Below are 17,744 nucleotides of genomic sequence, written 5' to 3'. Positions count from 1 at the left end.
TGGCGCAGCAGCGCCAGCCGGCGCGCCTTCGAGGTCGGCCTTGACGATACGGCCGCCGGGGCCGGTGCCGGTCAGGGTCTTGAGGTCGATGCCCTGCTCGGCCGCGAGGCGCTTGGCGAGCGGACTGGCTTTGATGCGATCGCCTTTCTCCGTCGTCCCAGCGGAAGCTGGGACCGCTGGCGTCGGCGCGCTAATGGGAGCGGCCCCAGCTTTCGCTGGGGCGACGTCTTTGGCGGGCGTCGGTGCTTCGGCCTTCGGTTCAGCTTCGGCAGCAGGCGCCGGAGCAGCCTTCGCGCTTCCGGCATCTTCGCCCTCGCCCGCGATCACCGCGATCACGGTGCCGACCTTCACATTGTCGGTGCCTTCGGCGACGAGAATCTGGCTGACGACACCTTCGTCGATCGCCTCGAACTCCATCGTCGCCTTGTCGGTCTCGATCTCGGCGAGCAGGTCGCCCGACTTGACCGTATCGCCTTCCTTGACCAACCATTTGGCAAGGGTGCCTTCCTCCATCGTCGGCGAAAGGGCGGGCATTTTTAATTCGATCGGCATGTTTAGGCGTGTCCCTGTCAGTCTTGCAGGCTCGGCCTGCCGCTACGGTTTCTTCCTCGCCATAAGCCGAGCCCGGGTCAAGGTCCAGCGGGCCAACTTGCGTTTCATACGAATGTGACGCACTCTTTGCCTCAAGCAAAAACACGAGGGGTCGGGGTGATGCGGACATATCTGGTGGTGATCGACGACAGTCCGGAGGCGTCGCTGGCGCTGCGCTTTGCCGCGCGCCGCGCCGCGCGGACGGGCGGCGGCGTGATGGTGCTGGCGATCATTCCGCCACAGGATTTCGTCGCGTTCGGCGGCGTCCAGGCGACGATCGAGGCCGAGGCGCGCGAGCATGCCGAGGAACTGGTGGCCGCCGCCGCCGATGCGGTGGTGCAGGAAGCGGGTGTCACGCCGCAGATCATGGTGAAGTCGGGCAAACCCGCCGAAGTGGTGCGCGAAGTGATCGGTGCGAGCGACGAGATCGCGGCGCTGGTGCTCGCGACGGCGGCGAGCGGCGCGCCGGGGCCGCTGGTTGCGCATTTCACCGGACAGGATGCGGGGACGCTTCCCTGTCCGGTGATGCTGGTGCCGGGCGGGATCGATATCGCCCGGCTCGATGCGCTGAGCTAGACGACAAGGCTGCGCGGCGCGCCCGCGTCTTTCCATTCGAGGATGGCAAAGCCGAGCACGCCGAAGGCTTGCAGGGCGACGACCGCGATGCCGAGGCCGGTCATCTGCGCGGCAAAGGTCGCGATGACCGCGAAGCTCGCCGCGACCCAGCCGAGATTGCCGAGCGCGACCAGCTTGACCAGCGCCGGATTCGGCACCGCCTGCCGCGCTGCGACGATCATCAGGAGCGCGGCGGCGAGGCAGATCCAGCCGCCGACCGACACGACATTTTCGGGCAGCCCGAGCAGCGCGCCGACGGGCGCGGCGGCGAAGAGGCCGATGGCGAAAACGCCTCCACAGGTGATGGCGTCGGCGACGAGGATATTCTTCAGGTTGAGGATCGACATTTGGGTTCTCCTTTTGGACCCCCTCAAACTGGACTCGAAAGTGAATGGCGTCGATTACGCGAGAGGTAATGGAAAACAGGAAGGCGGAGGTATAGCTCTCCGGACAAAGGAGACGATCATGCAGGTTGCGACGCTGGGCGAGCAATTGCGCGAATGGCGTACCCGCCGCCGGATGAGCCAGATGGACCTCGCGCTCGATACCGAAATTTCGACGCGGCACCTGAGCTTCATCGAGACGGGGCGGTCGAAGCCGAGCGCGCAAATGCTGGAGCGAATCGCCGACTGCCTCGAGGTGCCGCACCGCGCGCGCAACGCGATGCTGCTCGCGGCTGGCTATGCCCCCGACTATCAGGAGCGGCCGCTCGACAGCCCCGAAATGGCCGGAATGCGCGCGATCGTCGAGCATGTGCTGAAGGGGCACGAGCCCTATCCCGCGCTCGCGGTCGACCGGCACTGGAACATGATCGCGGCGAACGGGGCGATCGCGGTCCTGATCGAACAGGTCTCCCCCGCCCTGCTGACGCCGCCGGTCAATGTGCTGCGCATCGCGCTGCACCCCGAGGGGCTGGCGCCGCAGATCATCAATCATGGCGAATGGCGCGCGCATATCCTGCACCGGATCGACCTGCAAATCGAGGCGAGCGCCGATCCCGGGCTGATCGCGCTGCGCGAGGAACTCGCGGGTTATGCGGTAGAGGCGAACGACAATGGCGGAGGGCCGGTGAGCGGCATTGCCGTGCCGTTGGTGCTCGACACGATCGGGGGGCGGATTTCTTTCGTGTCGACGGTGACGATCTTTGGAACGCCGGTCGATATTACGTTGTCGGAACTCGCGATCGAGGCGTTTTTTCCGGCGGATGCGGAAAGCGCGGCCTTGTTGCAGAAGCTGGCGGAACGATAGTTTTGTTCGTCACCCCACCGAAGGCGGGGGTTCCGCTGTTCATGGAAAGGTCGAAGCGGGATTCCCGCCTTCGCGAGGGTGACGAAGGGGTGGTTTAGCGTTTCCGCCCCTTGTGCTTGATGTTGGCCGGCCGTCCGCGCTTGCCGACGACGTGCTTGCCGGCCTTGTCCTTCACGCCGTCGCGGCGCGGCGGGCGATTGCGGAACCCGCCTTCGGGCGCATCGGGAAGTTCAAAACGCAATGCGCCGCTGATCGGATTGGCGTCGATCAGCCTGAGATCGAGTCGCTGGCCGGTGGTGAAACTGACCCGGCCATGCTCGCTGTCGAGGCTGCGCGCGGCTTCGTCGTAGAAGAAGCGCTCGCTGCCGAGCGTCGACACCGGTACCAGCCCGTCGCCGCCGAGCCCGTCGACGGTCGCGAAGAAACCGAAGGGCTGCACCCCGGTGATCCGCGCCTGCACGATCTCGCCCTTTTTGGTCGACAGATAGGCCGCGACATAGCGGTCGACGGTTTCGCGCTCGGCCTCCATCGCGCGGCGTTCGAGCGCGCTGATCGTCTCGCCGATGCGCGACAGGCCCTTGGCGTCGGCCTCGCCGAGGCCGGTGCGCGCGGGCAGATCCTTGGGCTTTCCGGGCACTTCGAGTTTGTAGCTGTCGACGAGCGCGCGGTGGACGATCAGATCGGCATAGCGGCGGATCGGCGAGGTGAAATGCGCATAGCTGCCGAGCGCGAGGCCGAAATGGCCAGCGTTGGCGGGGCCGTAATAGGCCTGCGTCTGGCTGCGCAGGATCGCCTGCATGATCTCGGGCAGCCGGTCGTCTTCGGAAAAGCCGTCGATCAGGCGGTTGAAGACCGCGGGGGTGATGACCTGCCCGAGCGCGAAGCTCCGTTCGAAGGTTTCGAGATAATCCTTGAGGCTGACGAGCTTTTCGCGGCTTGGCGGCTCGTGGATGCGGTACATCACCGGCGACTTCTTCGCCTCGAGCGCCTTGGCCGCCGCGACGTTAGCCGCGATCATATAATCCTCGATCAGCCGCATCGAATCGAGCCGGTCGCGGACGCGGATCTCGGCGATCCCGCCCTGTTCGTCGAGGATGACCTGGCGTTCGGGCAGGTCGAGATCGAGCGGCGCGCGGGCGGCGCGCGCCTTGGCGAGCAGCGCCCAGCAAGCCCACAGATTCTTGAGCGTCGGGAGCACATCGGCATCCCATTCGTCGCGTGGTGTATCGGCATCATAGGCCGTTTGCGCATGTTCATAGGCGATATTGGCGCGAAGCCGGACCAGCGCGCGGGTGAATCGCCATGACGTCACCTTGCTATGCTTGTCGATGACGAGATGGCACGCCATCGCGGCGCGATCCTGCCCCGCTTTCAGCGAGCAGACGCCGGCGGACAATGTTTCGGGCAGCATCGGCACGACCTGGTCGGGGAAATAGACGCTGTTGCCGCGCCGCCGCGCCTCGCGGTCGAGATCGCCGTCGGGGCGGACATAGTAACTGACGTCGGCGATGGCGACGACCGCGCGGAAGCCGCCCTTGTTCGAGGTGTCGTCGTCGGGGATCGCCCAGACGGCGTCGTCATGGTCGCGCGCGTCGATCGGGTCGATCGCGACGATTGGCAGGTCGCGCAGATCCTCGCGGCCTTCGGGGGTGAGCGGCAGCTTCGCCGCCTTCTCCGCCTCGGCCAGCGTTTCCGGGCCGAAGACATGCGGGATTTCGTGCCGCGCGATCGCGATCATGCTGAGGGCGCGCGGCGCGAACGGATCGCCGAGACGCTCGACGACCTTCGCCTTGATCGCGGGGCCGCGTCCGGTCAGTTCAGCGCGGACAAGATCGCCGACATTGGCATCGCCCTTGTCGGCAACGGCGAAGTCGTAGCGCGCACGCTTGTCGGCGGGGCGCAGCCACAGGATCGGCTTGCCGCCCGGCCCCATATCCTCGACGAGCACGCCGATCACCGCCTCGCCGCCGGCTTCGAGCCGTTTCATCGGGTGCGCGACATGGCCGCTGCCGCGTTCCTCGGTGCGCGCGAGGATGCGGTCGCCGACGCCGAGCGCGCCTTTTCGCCCCTGCTCGATCACGCGCAGGCGCGGTGCCGGCGTGGCGGCTTCCCAGCGTTCGGGAACCGCCCAGACATTGCTGCCATCGATCGCCGCGACGCGCAGCACGGTCACGCGCGGCAGCCCACCATGCTTGTGGAAGGCGCGTCCGGGCGCCAGATCGACGAGCCCCTCGTCGGTCATGTCCTTGAGCAGCGCCTTCAGCGCGATCTTGTCGTTGCCGTGGAGCGCGAAATGCTTCGCGATCTCGCGCTTGCCGACCGCGTCCTTGCTCTCTTCGATGAAGCGAAGGATCTGCTCGGGCGTCGGCAGTCCGTGATATTGTTTGCGGGCCATTGTCTAGGGATAGGGGGTAACGGGCGGTCCGTCACCCCCCCTCGGGGCACCGATCAATAGGGCGAAATGTCGATGAACTGACCGTTCGCCGCAGCTGTGCATCAGCCATAGGCGATCCAGCGGCCCGACGCGCCCGCCGCGAGCCACAGGAGCAGCGATGCCCCCGCCATCACCCGTGCTGCAAGCGGCGCTCCGTCCGTCCAGCGCGTCATGTGCGGGTTCCAGACCCGTCGAAAGGCGGCCGCGTTCGCCAGCGCCGCGATGATGAGGATCAATTTTCGTTCGAAAATAGCCGACCGTGCCAGCGCCGCGCCGTCGGCGGCGAACAGGACCACGCCGCTGGCCACCATCAGGACCAGCCCGGCGACGGCAACCGGCGTCAGGGCGCGCGACAGGTCCGCCACCGGCAGCCTCTGCCATAAACCCACGATCCGCAGGTCGACGGTGCCGATTCCGCCGACCAGCATAACGAGGCCCAGGAGATGCAGTGTATTGGCAACGGGATAGACCAGCGCCGATCCGCGCGACCACGGCCCGATCCCGGTCATGTCGAGCCACGCCGCGACGGCGGTCAGGATGGGCTCCATGCGGCCCCGCTCAGCGCAGTTCGACTGTCTTCTTGCCGACCATCACGCGCTCGACCCGCATTTCGGCGGTGCCGTCGCGCCGAAGATAGCCGGTCAGGCGAAGGCGTTTGCCGGGCTCGATCTCCGCGCGCGTCAGCCCGCGCGCTTCCATGCGGCCGACCGGCGCCAATATGACGTCCCAGACCTTGCCCTGCCAGCGCATCTTCGCGCTGCCATGCGGGTTTCCCCACGACAATTCGGTGAAAGACGCGGTCAGGGTGACCGGTTTGGTTTCGTCATAGGACGACCAACCGTGATGGGCCGCGGCGGGAGGCGCGGCGAAGGCAAGCGTCGCCGCCGCGATCAACAGGGAAAAGCGCATCGACAGTCTCCTTCGAGCCCCTCGGCGCGAAGGCTAAAGGCGCGGCGCCCATGGTGCAAGGGCAACGGGGCTAGTAGGTCCGCCCGATCAGCACGCGTTCGACCGCGGGCTCGCCGGTGAAGAAGCAGGCGCCGTCGGCCGGTGCGGCATCGAGCGGCGTGTTGCGCATCGTCAGCTTGAGCGATTTCAACTGCTCGACGATCTTGTCGAGTGCCGCGCCGCTCGGCCGCGACCACTGCACCTCGGCCCAGCCGACAAATTTGTCGTCGCCGGCGAAATGCGCCTTGAGGTCGGTGACGTCGCGGCGGATATTCGCATGCAGGCGTTCCTTTGCCTCGGCATGGAGGCTCGACTGGATGTCTTCCAGCATTGCCACCGCCTCGGCCACGAATTCGCCTTTCGCGACGAACGCCGAATTGAGCTTTCCATCGTCCTTGTAGAGCCGGTCGCGGCGGATCACCGCGACATTGCCGCCGGCGACGTCGCGCGGGCCGATCTCGACGATGATCGGCGCGCCCTTCTTGACCCAGCCCCAGCGCTTGGTCTGCGCCTTGTTCGCGGACGCATCGAGCAGCACGCGCACGGGCTCGCGAAACGCATCGAGCGCCTTCAGCTGGCTTTCGAGGTCGCGGCAATAGTCGAGGATCGCCTGATCCTCCTCATTGTCGCGGAGCATCGGTACGATCACGATCTGGTGCGGCGCGATGCGCGGCGGACAACGGAGGCCGTCGTCGTCGCCATGCGTCATGATGACGCCGCCGATCATCCGCGTTGACGTGCCCCAACTCGTCGTGTGGCAGAGGCTGTGGCCGCCGTCCTTGTCCTGATAGCGGATGTTCGCGGCTTCGGCGAAGCCGGTGCCGAGATAGTGCGAGGTGCCGGCCTGCAGCGCCTTGCCGTCCTGCATCATCGCTTCGATCGAATAGGTCGCGACCGCGCCCGGGAAACGCTCATTCTCGGGCTTTTCGCCGGCAATCACGGGCATCGCGAGGACATCCTCGGCAAAGCTGCGGTACATTTCGAGCGCGCGCAGCGTCTCGGCCATCGCATCGGCCTTGTCGGCGTGCGCGGTATGGCCTTCCTGCCACAGGAACTCGCTGGTGCGCAGGAACATGCGCGTGCGCATTTCCCAGCGAACCACATTGGCCCACTGGTTGACCTTGAGCGGCAGATCGCGCCAGCTCTGCACCCAGCGGCTCATCGCGGCGCCGATCACGGTTTCCGAGGTCGGGCGGACGATCAGCGGTTCCTCGAGCTTCGCCTCGGGATCGGGGACGAGCTTGCCCTTGCCGTCAGCAATCAGCCGGTGGTGCGTGACGACCGCCATTTCTTTAGCGAAACCATCGACATGGTCGGCTTCCTTCTCAAAGAAGCTCAATGGAATGAAGAGCGGGAAATAGCAATTCTGGACCCCGGCATCCTTGATCGCGGCATCCATCACCGTCTGGATGCGTTCCCAGATGCCATAGCCCCACGGCTTGATGACCATGCAGCCGCGAACGCCCGATTCCTCGGCAAGATCGGCTTCGGCAATGACATCCTGATACCAGGCCGCGAAGTCGGCCTGCCGGGTTACGCTGAGCGCATGTTTGACCATGATATTTCGTATTTTCCGTAGCTGGGGCGCCGTAGCGGCGGCCCGATTAATTCTTCTTGGCGAGCGCCGCCTTGAGTTCGGCGACTTCGGCCTTGAGCGCGGCGATCTCGGCATCCTTCGCCTTGCTGCCGCCGGCGCCCGGGATGAACGCCCCCGCCGCCTGCTGGAACATTTCCATGTTCCGGCGCGTCAGCTCGGCGAGTGGGTTCGATCCTAAGGCGCCTTCGAGCGCCGAGCGGACGTCCTGCTGGTTCTTGCGGAACGCTGTCATCGAGGCTTCGAGATATTGCGGCACCATCGATTGCATCTTGTCGCCGTACATGCCGATCAGGTGGCGCAGGAAATTGACCGGGAGCAGCGTTTCGCCGCGCGTTTCTTCGTCCATGATGATTTGCGTCAGGACATTGTGCGTGATGTCATCGCCGCTCTTGGCATCGACGACGCGGAAATCGCGGCCGTCGCGGACCATTGCGCCCAGATCCTCGAGCGTGATGTAGCAGCTGCGCTCGGTATCATAGAGCCGCCGGTTGGCGTATTTCTTGATCGTGACGACGCCATCTTCCGTCGCCCCCGCCCTGGACTTCGCCATCTTGACCTGCGCTCCTAGCAATGCCGGAACCACGGCGACCGCGCCGCCCGGACATTCGAAGCCCCCGCATTAGCATCAAATAATGATGCATCGCAACATGCGCTACTTGCACCGCGCCGCTTGGCGAATCGCAGCTCTGGAAGATAATCCGCGATCGCGACGAAGCGCTCCTGGCTATCGACAGCCCGCGGCCCCCGCCAATCGCCCTCTCAATCGCCAAACGTAATATAGTTACAGCCGAAATCATTGCAGTGGCATTTTTTACGCGTCATGGCGCCGGAAAAGGTTGTTCCTTTCGCCAGCGGGCACTTTGATTCCAAAGAGCCTGTCGGGCGGATGGCCGACCCCTGTTGCCAAAATGCCACAGCGCCACAACTGAGTCCTCCCGCTGTCAGAAAATTTACATCAAAGGCTTGTGCCGCCCAAAATTTCGGTCTTTCTAGCGCCCAATCCGTTCACTCCCACTCTTTTTGAACGGACAACCGGGGAATTACACCATGAAGAAGACTAGCCTGCTAGTTCAGGGCTCCGCTCTGACTCTTGCTTTGTTCAGCGCAATGCCCGCGATGGCACAGGACACCGCTCCCGCCGACGAAGTCGCGGAAGAGGGTGGTACGGCCATCGTCGTCACCGGCTCGCGCATCCGCCAGCCGAACCTCGAATCGACAGTTCCGATCACGACGGTTTCGGGTGAAGAATTCTTCGAAACCGGCCAGGTTTCGATCGGCGACGTCCTCAACGACCTGCCGCAGCTGCGCAGCACGCTCAGCCAGTCGAACGGCACGCGCTTCCTCGGCACCCGCGGCCTGAACCTGCTCGACCTTCGCGGTCTCGGCACGCAGCGCACGCTGGTTCTCGTGAACGGCCGCCGCCACGTCGCCGGCGACATTCTGTCGAACGGCGTGTCGACCGACATCAACACCATCCCGACCGATCTGGTCCAGAGCGTCGACGTTCTGACCGGCGGTGCTTCGTCGATTTACGGTTCGGACGCGGTCGCGGGCGTCGTCAACTTCATCATGAAGGATGATTTCGACGGTATCCAGCTGCGCGCCCAAGGTGGCCTGAACCTCGATTATGGCGACGCCGGCAACCAATATGTCTCGGCGCTGTTCGGCAAGAACTTTGGCGACGGCCGCGGCAACGTCGCGCTGAACGTCGAATATGCTCACCAGTCGCAATATGCGGCTTCGGGCCGTGGCCGCAACATCCGCCAGAACAACAATTTCGTTGTCGTCGACACCGATGCGGCCGGCGGCACGAACGGCGATGATGTGTTCGACCGTATCTTCTTCGAAGATATTCGTTCGGCAACGATCTCGACCGGCGGCCAGCTTGGTTTCACCAGCCCGACTGCGGCTTGCGGTCGCGATCCGCTCGGCAACGCTTATGCCTGTAACTTCCTGTTCCGTCCCGACGGCACGCTGACGCCGCAGACCGGCACTCGTATCGGCCTCGGTCCCAACGGCAACTATGTCGGCGGCAATGGCTATTCGGGCCGCGAAGGCTCGCTGGTCACGCTGACCCCGACGCTGGAGCGCATTTCGGCCAACGCCTTCGCGCACTACGACATCACGGAAGCGTTTGTTCCGTTCATCGAAGCCAAATATGTCAAGACGACTGCATTCGGCTCGCAGAGCGGCCCCTTCTTCTCGCAGGGCACCACGCTGGGTAGCGACGTGCGCGAACGCATCCGTCTCGACAACCCCTATCTGAACCCGGCAGCACGCGCGACCATCGAGCAGCAGCTGATCGCTGGTGGCACGACGCCGACCGGTGCAACCCGTTTCAGCCTGCGCAAGAACTGGACCGAGTTCGGTATTCGCGACGAACGTATCGAGCGCGAAACGTGGCGCGTTGTCGCCGGCCTGAAGGGCGACTTCAACGACGACTGGACCTACGAAATTTCCGGGAACTATGGCGAGTTCAAGGAAAGCAACCTGATCAAAGGCAATATCAACCTCCAGCGTTACCTGCTGGCGCTTGATACGACGCGCAACGGCGCGGGCCAGATCGTTTGCCGTTCGTCGATCGATCCTGCCGCGCGTATCCCGTACCAGGGCGCCGATGGCGACCCGGCGCTCCTCGCTGCGGACGTCGCGGCCTGCGTTCCGCTGAACCCGTTTGGCGATGGCGCCTCGTCGGCCGAAGCGCGCAAATACGTAACCCAGACCACCAGCGCACAGGGCAAGATCACCCAGTTCGTCGCGTCGGGCTTCGTCGCGGGCGACCTCAGCCAGCTGTTCGAACTGCCGGGCGGTCCGATCGCTTTCTCGCTCGGCGCCGAATATCGTCGTGAGACCAACTATTATGATCTCGATGATCTCACGCAGCGTGGTTATGCCTTCTACAACGCCATTCCGGAATTCACGGCTCCGGCGTTCGAAGTGAAGGAAGTCTTCGGTGAAGTCTCGATCCCGCTCCTGAAGGATATGCCGTTCGCGCATGCCCTGACGGTGACGGCTTCGGGTCGCATCGCCGATTACAAGGGAGCAACGGGCACGGTCTACACCTATTCGACCGGTGTCGACTATGCCCCGATCGAAGACCTGCGGTTGCGCGCCAGCTATTCGCGCTCGGTTCGTGCGCCGAACCTCTCGGAGCTGTATTCGGAGCAGAGCCAGAACTTCGCGCCGGGCTTCAGCGACCCCTGTTCGGCTCGCAACATCGGCCAGGGTTCGTCGACGCGCGCCGCGAACTGCGCCGCGGCCGGTCGTCCGGCGGGCTATGACTTCGTCTACGTCCAGTCGCTCGAAATCATCAGCGGCGGTAACCCGGACCTGCAGGAAGAAAAGTCGACCAGCTTTACCGTTGGCGGCGTCTTCGAGCCGCGTTTCATTCCGGGTCTGTCGCTCTCGGTCGACTATTATGACATCAAGATCGACAATGTGATCACCTCGGTTTCCGCCCAGACGATCGCCAACCAGTGCTATGATCTTGCCGACCTCAACAACCAGTTCTGCGCTCTGATCCAGCGCGCAGGTGCTGGCGGCGGTCCGAACGGCGAAGAACAGTTCCGCATCCTCGAAGGCACGCTGCTGGCGTCGACGCTGAACTTTGCGAAGCTGACGGCGCGTGGCCTGGACTTCAATCTGGGTTACCGCAAGTCGTTCGACTGGGGCAGCGTAGCGGTCAACGGCGTGTGGACGCACGCTCTGGAACGCGACAACTTCGTGAATCCGACCGATCCGAACCGCATCAACCGCATACTCGGCGAACTCGGCGACCCGAAGGATGCGTTCAACCTGCGTACCAAGGTCGATGTCGGCAACGTCGGCTTCACCTATGAACTGCGTTACCTCGGCGGCATGTATCTGAACACCTATGAGGACTTCAACGAACTGCAGGGCCGTCCGCCGGAAAACCCGGATTACGCCCAGGTCAAGAAGTATCCGGCTGTTTGGTATCACAACATCCGCCTCGACGCAGACGTGAACGACAAGCTCAACGTCTATTTCGGTGTCGACAATCTGTTCGACCGTCAGCCGCCGTTCGGCCTGACCGGTGTCGGCGCGGGTTCGGGTATCTATGACGTCCGCGGACGTTATGGCTACGTCGGCGCGGTCGCCAAGTTCTGATCTGCAAGATCAGCGAAAAACGGGGGGCCGGACCAAAAGTCCGGCCCCTTTTTTTTGTGCCGCTTCCCCGATAGGAGGGCACATGGCCGAAAACCGAAACATTGCCGACGAAGCGGCGCGACTCCTGGGCGCCGGCGCCGTCGAACGCGCGGTCGAGCTCGTGTCCGGCGCGGCGCGGCGCGGGGATGCCGATGCGCTCAATGAGCTTGCTCTCTGGCATGTCTATGGCAGCCCGCTACGCCGCGACTTCGGGCTGGCACGCCTTTTCTTCGGCCGTGCGGGAGAGGCCGGACACAAGGGGGCGGCGGTTACCCATGCGGTGTTCGTCGCCCTGGGCGCCGGGGCCGATCCCGATTGGTCCGCCGCACTGGCGCTGCTTCGATCCGCGGCCGGCGATGATCCGGCGGCAGCGCGGCAGCTGACGATCATCGACGCCATGGCCCTCGACAAGGATGGGCGGCCGTTGTCGCTTCCCGGCGCGATACGATGTGCGGCCTCACCCGATGTTCAGTGCTACTCTGCGCTCTTCTCGCCCGACGAATGCATGCATCTGATGGCGCTGTCGGAACCCCTTCTCGTTCCGTCGATCGTTGTCGATTCACGGACGGGACGGCAGAGCCCCAATCCCGTCCGCACGTCGTTCGGCGCCGTGCTGGGGCCGATTCAGCAAGATCTGGTCGTCCATGCGCTGAACTTGCGGATTGCCGCCGCAACGCAGACCAGCGTCGATCAGGGCGAGCCGCTTGTCGTCTTGCGCTATGAGCCCGGGCAGCAATATCGCGCGCATCATGACGGGCTTCCGGGCGAGCCCAACCAGCGGGGCAGAACGGTCATCGCCTATCTCAATGCGGATTATATTGGCGGCGAAACCAGTTTTTCTGCCGCAGATATGGCGATCAAAGGCCGCCAGGGCGACGCCATATCCTTCGCCAATACGCTCCCGGATGGCCGCATCGACGAACGTAGCCGTCACGCAGGTCAGCCGGTGCTAAGCGGCAGCAAATGGGTCTGTACCCGCTGGATCAGGAACGAGCGCTTCGATCCTTGGGGTCTGCGGACGCCCTCGCCCCACGTTCGAGCGCGTTAGATCCAAGTCCGCGCGAACCGGTGGCCGAGACCGGTCAACAACTCATATTGCGACAATCCGCTGCGCGCAGCGGTCCGCGGCAAATCATAATCGAGCGCTAGCCAGTCGCCTTCGTCGATCGCAACGACGTTGCTGGCGTCGAACGCAATCAGGTCCATCGAGATGCGGCCGATCAGCGGCAGCGCGTGGCCCTGCCACGTCGCACCACCGCCCGTTCCCGCATGGCATCGCAGATAGCCGTCGGCGTAGCCCATATTGACGATCGCGATCCGGCTATCGCGGCGTGCAATCCACGTCGCGCCATAACCGACCGTCTCACCCTCGCGCACCGTGCGCACCTGCAACACGCGCGTTTCAGGATAAACAACCTGGCGAATATGGCCCTCCGCCTCGCCGCGCGGCGTTCCGCCGTAAAGCGCAATGCCGGGGCGCGTCAGGTCGAACGCATAGTCGGAGCCTAGGCAGATGCCCGCGCTGTTGGCGAGGCTGTATCGCCGTGCGGGAACCCCCTCAAGAATGGCCTGGAATGCCGCGAGTTGCCGTGCGTTCTGGTCGCTGTCCTCGTCGGCCGACGCCAGATGGCTGAGTAGCGTTTCGATGGAAAGCCCGTCGAGCGCGCCGCCCAGGGCTTCGTCGATGCGCAGGCCGAGGCGGTTCATTCCGGTATCGATCATCACGTCGCACGGACGCCCCTCGCCCGCTTCGCGCCAGCGCGCGACCTGTTCGACGCTGTTCAGCACGGGGCGTACCGGGAGGGTGCGCGCGGCGACCATGTCGCTCGTTCCGACGCCGTGCAGGACCGACAGCGATACGCCTTCGGGCAAGGGCATCAATGCGGCCGCTTCTGGCCAGGTCGCGACGAAAAAGTCGCGGCAGCCTGCGGCGGCGAGATGGCGCATGACCTCACGCGCGCCAAGGCCATAGCCGTCGGCCTTGATCGCGGCGCCGCACGCCGCGCCGCCGCTCTGGCCGGCCAGCCAGCGCCAGTTGGCAGTAAGGGCGTTGCTGTCGAGGCGGAGGCGGAGCGGCGATGGGACGTGGATCATGCCCTGCCCCTATACAGCTTCGAGGGCTGCGCCAATGGGGTGATCAGCGGGCCGCGGGCTTGTCCCACTGTCCCTCAACCGGGTCCTTGAGCATGAAGGCGGTCACGAGGAAAGCGACGAGCACGACGCCCCAGGTGTACCACAGCCCGGAATAGGCATTGCCGGTCTTGGCGATGATGAAGCTGGCGATCAGCGGCAGGAAACCGCCGAAATACCCGGTCCCGATATGATAGGGGATCGACAGCGACGAATAGCGGACGTGCGGCGGGAACATTTCGGAGAGCAGCGCCGCGACGGGGCCATAGGTGAAGCCCGACAGCGCGCTCAGTCCGAGCAGCGCGAGAAAGATGATGAAGATGCTGCCGGCGCCCGGTATTTGCTTGACGAAATCATAACCCATTGCTTCGAGCGCGGGCTGGAGCAGCGCCGGGTCTTCGCTCGCGACCTCGCGGTCGCCGATGCGGATCTTGACGCTGTCGAAGCCGCCGTCGGTCTGGGCGACCGTATAGGGCACGCCAAGCTTCGTCAGTTCGCCCAATGTGCGACCGCATGCGGTTTCCTGTTTCTGCGCGAAGGGATCGAAGCTGCACTGCGAGCCGGTGACGGTCACCGGCGCGCGCTCGGCGGCGCCGGTCAGCGCGGGGTTGCCCACGCTCCCCATCAGCCAGAAGAGCGGGAACAGCAGCACAAGCGTCGCGGCATAGCCCCAGACGATCGGCTTCTTGCGCCCGATGCGATCGGACAGATGGCCCGCCCAGATGAAGAAGATCATGCCGACCGCGGCGGCACAGCCGACGATGATTTCGGCGGCAGTGTCCTCGACCTTCATCGGTCCTTTGAGGAAGGACAGGCCCGAGAACATCGCGGTGTACCAGATGACCGTTAGGCCCGCGGCGATGCCGAACAGCGCGATGAAGATACGGCGCGGGTTGCCCGGATAGGTGAAGCTTTCCTTCAGCGGGTTCTTGGCGAGTTCGCCTTCCTGCTTCATCGCCTGGAACACGGGGCTTTCGGACAGTTTGAGGCGCATCCACAGCGAGATCGCGAGCAGGATCAGCGACAGCAGGAACGGCACGCGCCAGCCCCAGCTTTCCCAGATCGCGTCGGGCATCAGCGCCTTGCACCCGAGCACGACGATCAGGCTCAATACGAAGCCGCCGACGACGCTCGCCTGGATAAAACTGGTGTAAAAACCGCGCTTTCCGGGCGGCGAATGTTCGGCGACATAGACCGCCGCGCCGCCATATTCGCCACCAAGCGCGAGCCCCTGAAGCACGCGGAGCAGGATGACGATGATCGGTGCGGCTATGCCGATGGTGGCCGCCGACGGAATCATCCCGACGCCTGCCGTGGCAATGCCCATCAGCGTAACGGTGATGAGGAAAGTATATTTGCGTCCGAGGCGGTCGCCGAGAAAGCCGAAGAGGATGGCGCCCAAGGGCCGGAAACCGAAACCCACCGCGAACCCCGCCCAGACGAGCAGGATTTCGAGCGTCGCATTGTCGCTGGGGAAAAAGGCCTTGCCGATGATCGCCGCGAGCGTGCCGTAGATGAAGAAATCATACCATTCGAACACGGTGCCCGCCGACGATGCGACGATGACCATGCGGATGTCCTTTTTGCTCGGCTGATAGGCCGCGCCATGGTCGGCGACGGCGGCTGCGTCGGTCATACACTCTCCTTCGGCCGTGTCGGCCTGTCCCCTTCCGTTCGCATCGAGCGGGTTCGGGCCGGTGTAGCTGCCCCGCGCCGCCGCGCAAGCCTTCTTGGCGTAGCGTCATTCCAGTGGCAGGATGCGGTGATGCAGTTCATCGACCTTTCGATCCCGATCACCAACAATGTCGTGTCCGACCCGCCGGTGATGCGCCCCAACATCACCTATATGACCCACGAAAACACGTGGGAGCAGATCGCGATGTTCTTCCCCGGGCTGACAAAGGAGGATCTACCCGACGGCGAAGGCTGGGCGGTCGAGATGCTGTCGCTCAGCACGCACAATGGCACGCATATGGACGCGCCGTGGCATTATCATTCGACGACCGACAGTGGGGCGACCACCTCCCCGTCGATCGACGAAGCGCCGCTCGACCTGTTCTTCCGTCCCGGGGTGAAGCTCGACTTTTCGGATCGTCCGCACGGCCATGTCGTGAGCGGCGGTGAGGTCGAGGCAGAGCTCGCACGCATAAGGCATGAACTCCAGCCGTTCGACATCGTGCTTGTCCAGTCGGGGGCGGTCTATGGAACCGACAATTTCACCGATCAGGGCTGCGGCATGGGTGCCGAGGCGACGCTGTACCTGACGGAACGCGGCGTGCAGGTCGTCGGCACCGACGCGTGGAGCTGGGACGCGCCGTTCAGCCACACCGCGAAGCGCTGGGCCGAAACGCGCGATCCGTCGATCATCTGGGAAGGGCATAAGGCCGGGCGCATCCGGCCCTATTACCAGATCGAGAAGCTGACCAACCTCGCGGCGATCCCGGCAACGGGCTTCACCTTCAGCTGTTTCCCCGTGAAGATCGAGCGCGCGAGCGCGGGATGGATCCGCGCGGTGGCGCTGGTCGGCTAGCGCTGGTCAATTGCCTGCCGGCGGATCGCCCTTCTTATCGCCGAGCTGAGCATCCAGAAACGCCAGCATCCGCGTTTCGACGGGCATGCGGCTCACCTCGCTGCCGAGGCTGACTGCGCCCATCGGGTAGAAGTGGCCGAAGCCGGGCACCCAAGCCATCTCGGTCGCGATCTCCTTGCTCGCCAGTGCCTTGACCGCAAAGCGCGTGCCCGCCTGCATGCCCTCAAGATCATTCTGGCCGACGAAGAAGAGCGCCGGCGGCATCCCCGGCCGCACCGTCTCCATCAGGTTATAGCCGCCGATGCTGCCCGATATCGCGATCACCGCCTTGACCGGCGCGCCGATGCCATAAGCGGTGTTGAGCGCGGTAACCGCCCCCGCCGAGAAGCCACCGAGCGCGATGCGGTCGCGGTCGACGCCGAAATCGCCGGCGCTGTCGCGGACGAAGTCGGTCGCCATTGCCATATCCTCGGCGGCGGCGAGGATGGCGTTCCAGAACTGGTCGCCGGTCCGGGCGTCGAGCGGCGGCAGGCCCATCCGCGCGCGCACGACATCGATCCGCGCCGTTGCCGCCGGCGACAGGTTGACGGCCTTGGGCACCAGGCGCTTTTCGTCGACCCGCAGCGCCACGCCGGGATCCTCTGGCGTCAGGCGATAATCGATCGAAAAGCAGACATAGCCGTCGCGCGCGAAGCGGCGGCAATAGTCGGCCATCGAACTGTCCTGCGCGCCATCCTCGGTGAAGCGCTCCTCGCCCTTGCTGCCGCGATGGAAGGCGCCGCCGAACGCCATGATGACGGCGGGGCGGTTCGCGAGCGGTTTGCCGTCTGCAACAGGGCGATAGACATCGAGCAGCAGGTCGCGTTCGCCTGGCCGATCCTGCGAGGCGTTGATCGGCGCGCGGCCGTAGACGAGGTCGCGGGTCAGCTGGACGTCATATTCGCGCCGCAGTTCGACCTCGGCGGCCGCCGATACGGGCAGCAGCGTCGCGCAAGCAGCCGCGACGAAGGCGGCTTTCAGTGGGTTCATCGTCCCTCTCCCCTGTTTCTTTGCGCCAGCCTAGCGGCGAAATGGGGTTGAGCAACAGGCGAGACGATCAGAAGAGGCGCGACCCGTTCGGAACAAGGCGATCTGGCGCGAACAGGATCACCGCGCCCGCCTCGTCAGCAAAGCCGAGCGTCAGCACTTCGGACATGAATTTGCCAATCTGACGCGGCGGGAAGTTGACGACGGCGGCGACCTGCCGCCCCGCAAGGTCTTCCAGCGCATAGCGGTCGACGATTTGCGCGCTGCTCTTCTTCACCCCGATGGCGGGGCCGAAGTCGATCTTCAGCTTGAATGCGGGCTTGCGCGCCTCGGGAAAGGGTTCGGCCTCGACGATCGTGCCGACGCGGATGTCGACGCGGAGGAAATCGTCGAAGCCGATTGCCTCCGCTGCCGGCGCATCTTGGTCGTGGTTGACGTGCATCGCGTCATTCCATCTC

The 17,744-nt window shown here is 64.6% G+C and carries 16 protein-coding genes; 5 read left to right on the top strand and 11 right to left on the bottom strand.

What is annotated here, in order from left to right; all coding sequences use genetic code 11:
* On the bottom strand, positions 1-552 hold a 552-nt coding region (locus VJ811_RS10675), incomplete at its 3' end, for a biotin/lipoyl-containing protein (RefSeq protein WP_324072254.1).
* A gap of 159 nt (positions 553-711) precedes the next feature.
* Here VJ811_RS10675 and VJ811_RS10670 point away from each other — a divergent pair.
* Positions 712-1,167 carry a universal stress protein gene (locus VJ811_RS10670; protein WP_324072253.1) on the top strand — a complete coding sequence of 152 codons (456 nt, stop codon included), beginning with the start codon at positions 712-714 and terminating at the stop codon, positions 1,165-1,167.
* Here the strand turns inward: VJ811_RS10670 and VJ811_RS10665 are convergent.
* Entirely contained in the window at positions 1,164-1,553 is a 390-nt protein-coding gene (locus VJ811_RS10665) for a hypothetical protein (protein WP_324072252.1), read from the bottom strand. The genes VJ811_RS10670 and VJ811_RS10665 overlap by 4 nt on opposite strands.
* A 118-nt stretch (positions 1,554-1,671) precedes the next feature.
* Between VJ811_RS10665 and VJ811_RS10660 the strand changes: the two genes are divergently transcribed.
* Positions 1,672-2,454 carry a helix-turn-helix transcriptional regulator gene (locus tag VJ811_RS10660; protein WP_324072251.1) on the top strand — a complete coding sequence of 261 codons (783 nt, stop codon included), beginning with the start codon at positions 1,672-1,674 and terminating at the stop codon, positions 2,452-2,454.
* A 94-nt stretch (positions 2,455-2,548) separates the two neighbouring features.
* Here VJ811_RS10660 and VJ811_RS10655 read toward each other — a convergent pair whose 3' ends face one another.
* The 5 genes from VJ811_RS10655 to phaR all read right to left on the bottom strand — a co-directional run bounded on the left by VJ811_RS10655 (position 2,549) and on the right by phaR (position 7,983).
* Complete coding sequence (locus VJ811_RS10655; protein WP_324072250.1) at positions 2,549-4,849, bottom strand: VacB/RNase II family 3'-5' exoribonuclease; 2,301 nt, start codon at positions 4,847-4,849, stop codon at positions 2,549-2,551.
* A 101-nt stretch (positions 4,850-4,950) separates the two neighbouring features.
* Positions 4,951-5,436 carry a DUF6644 family protein gene (locus tag VJ811_RS10650; RefSeq protein WP_324072249.1) on the bottom strand — a complete coding sequence of 162 codons (486 nt, stop codon included), beginning with the start codon at positions 5,434-5,436 and terminating at the stop codon, positions 4,951-4,953.
* Positions 5,437-5,446: 10 nt separating this feature from the next.
* The gene (locus VJ811_RS10645) at positions 5,447-5,797 is read right to left on the bottom strand and encodes a DUF6152 family protein (RefSeq protein WP_324072248.1); all 351 of its coding nucleotides are present in this window, start codon (positions 5,795-5,797) and stop codon (positions 5,447-5,449) included.
* A gap of 70 nt (positions 5,798-5,867) precedes the next feature.
* Positions 5,868-7,394, bottom strand: coding sequence for a proline--tRNA ligase (gene proS / locus VJ811_RS10640; RefSeq protein WP_324072247.1), 1,527 nt, complete (start codon positions 7,392-7,394; stop codon positions 5,868-5,870).
* 46 nt (positions 7,395-7,440) lie between these two features.
* Positions 7,441-7,983: a polyhydroxyalkanoate synthesis repressor PhaR gene (gene phaR / locus VJ811_RS10635; RefSeq protein ID WP_324072246.1), complete on the bottom strand. Its 543-nt coding sequence runs from the start codon at positions 7,981-7,983 to the stop codon at positions 7,441-7,443.
* Positions 7,984-8,549: 566 nt separating this feature from the next.
* Between phaR and VJ811_RS10630 the strand changes: the two genes are divergently transcribed.
* Entirely contained in the window at positions 8,550-11,561 is a 3,012-nt protein-coding gene (locus VJ811_RS10630; protein WP_324072245.1) for a TonB-dependent receptor domain-containing protein, read from the top strand.
* Positions 11,530-12,648 (top strand): 2OG-Fe(II) oxygenase, encoded by a 1,119-nt coding sequence (locus VJ811_RS10625; protein ID WP_324072244.1) that lies wholly within the window; start codon positions 11,530-11,532, stop codon positions 12,646-12,648. The genes VJ811_RS10630 and VJ811_RS10625 overlap by 32 nt, the downstream gene beginning before the upstream one ends.
* Here the strand turns inward: VJ811_RS10625 and alr are convergent.
* Both alr and VJ811_RS10615 read right to left on the bottom strand, forming a co-directional pair.
* On the bottom strand, positions 12,645-13,694 hold the full coding sequence (gene alr / locus VJ811_RS10620; RefSeq protein WP_324072243.1) for an alanine racemase: 1,050 nt from the start codon (positions 13,692-13,694) through the stop codon (positions 12,645-12,647). The genes VJ811_RS10625 and alr overlap by 4 nt on opposite strands.
* A gap of 43 nt (positions 13,695-13,737) precedes the next feature.
* Positions 13,738-15,366, bottom strand: a complete 1,629-nt coding sequence (locus tag VJ811_RS10615; protein WP_324072242.1) for an MFS transporter — start codon at positions 15,364-15,366, stop codon at positions 13,738-13,740.
* A gap of 129 nt (positions 15,367-15,495) precedes the next feature.
* On the opposite strand from VJ811_RS10615, the gene VJ811_RS10610 reads away from it, so the two are divergent.
* Positions 15,496-16,260: a cyclase family protein gene (locus VJ811_RS10610; protein ID WP_324072241.1), complete on the top strand. Its 765-nt coding sequence runs from the start codon at positions 15,496-15,498 to the stop codon at positions 16,258-16,260.
* A gap of 6 nt (positions 16,261-16,266) precedes the next feature.
* Here the strand turns inward: VJ811_RS10610 and VJ811_RS10605 are convergent, their stop codons facing one another.
* Together VJ811_RS10605 and VJ811_RS10600 are read right to left on the bottom strand one after the other, a co-directional pair.
* Positions 16,267-17,289 carry a hypothetical protein gene (locus VJ811_RS10605; RefSeq protein WP_324072240.1) on the bottom strand — a complete coding sequence of 341 codons (1,023 nt, stop codon included), beginning with the start codon at positions 17,287-17,289 and terminating at the stop codon, positions 16,267-16,269.
* Between the two features lie 67 nt (positions 17,290-17,356).
* Positions 17,357-17,728 (bottom strand): tRNA-binding protein, encoded by a 372-nt coding sequence (locus VJ811_RS10600; RefSeq protein WP_324072255.1) that lies wholly within the window; start codon positions 17,726-17,728, stop codon positions 17,357-17,359.
* Positions 17,729-17,744 lie beyond the last annotated feature (16 nt).

The sequence above is a fragment of the Sphingopyxis sp. genome, from assembly GCF_035250425.1.
Lineage (GTDB): Bacteria > Pseudomonadota > Alphaproteobacteria > Sphingomonadales > Sphingomonadaceae > Sphingopyxis.
Note: the sequence above shows the minus strand (reverse complement) of the source record. Positions and strands in the feature narration are given on the sequence as shown.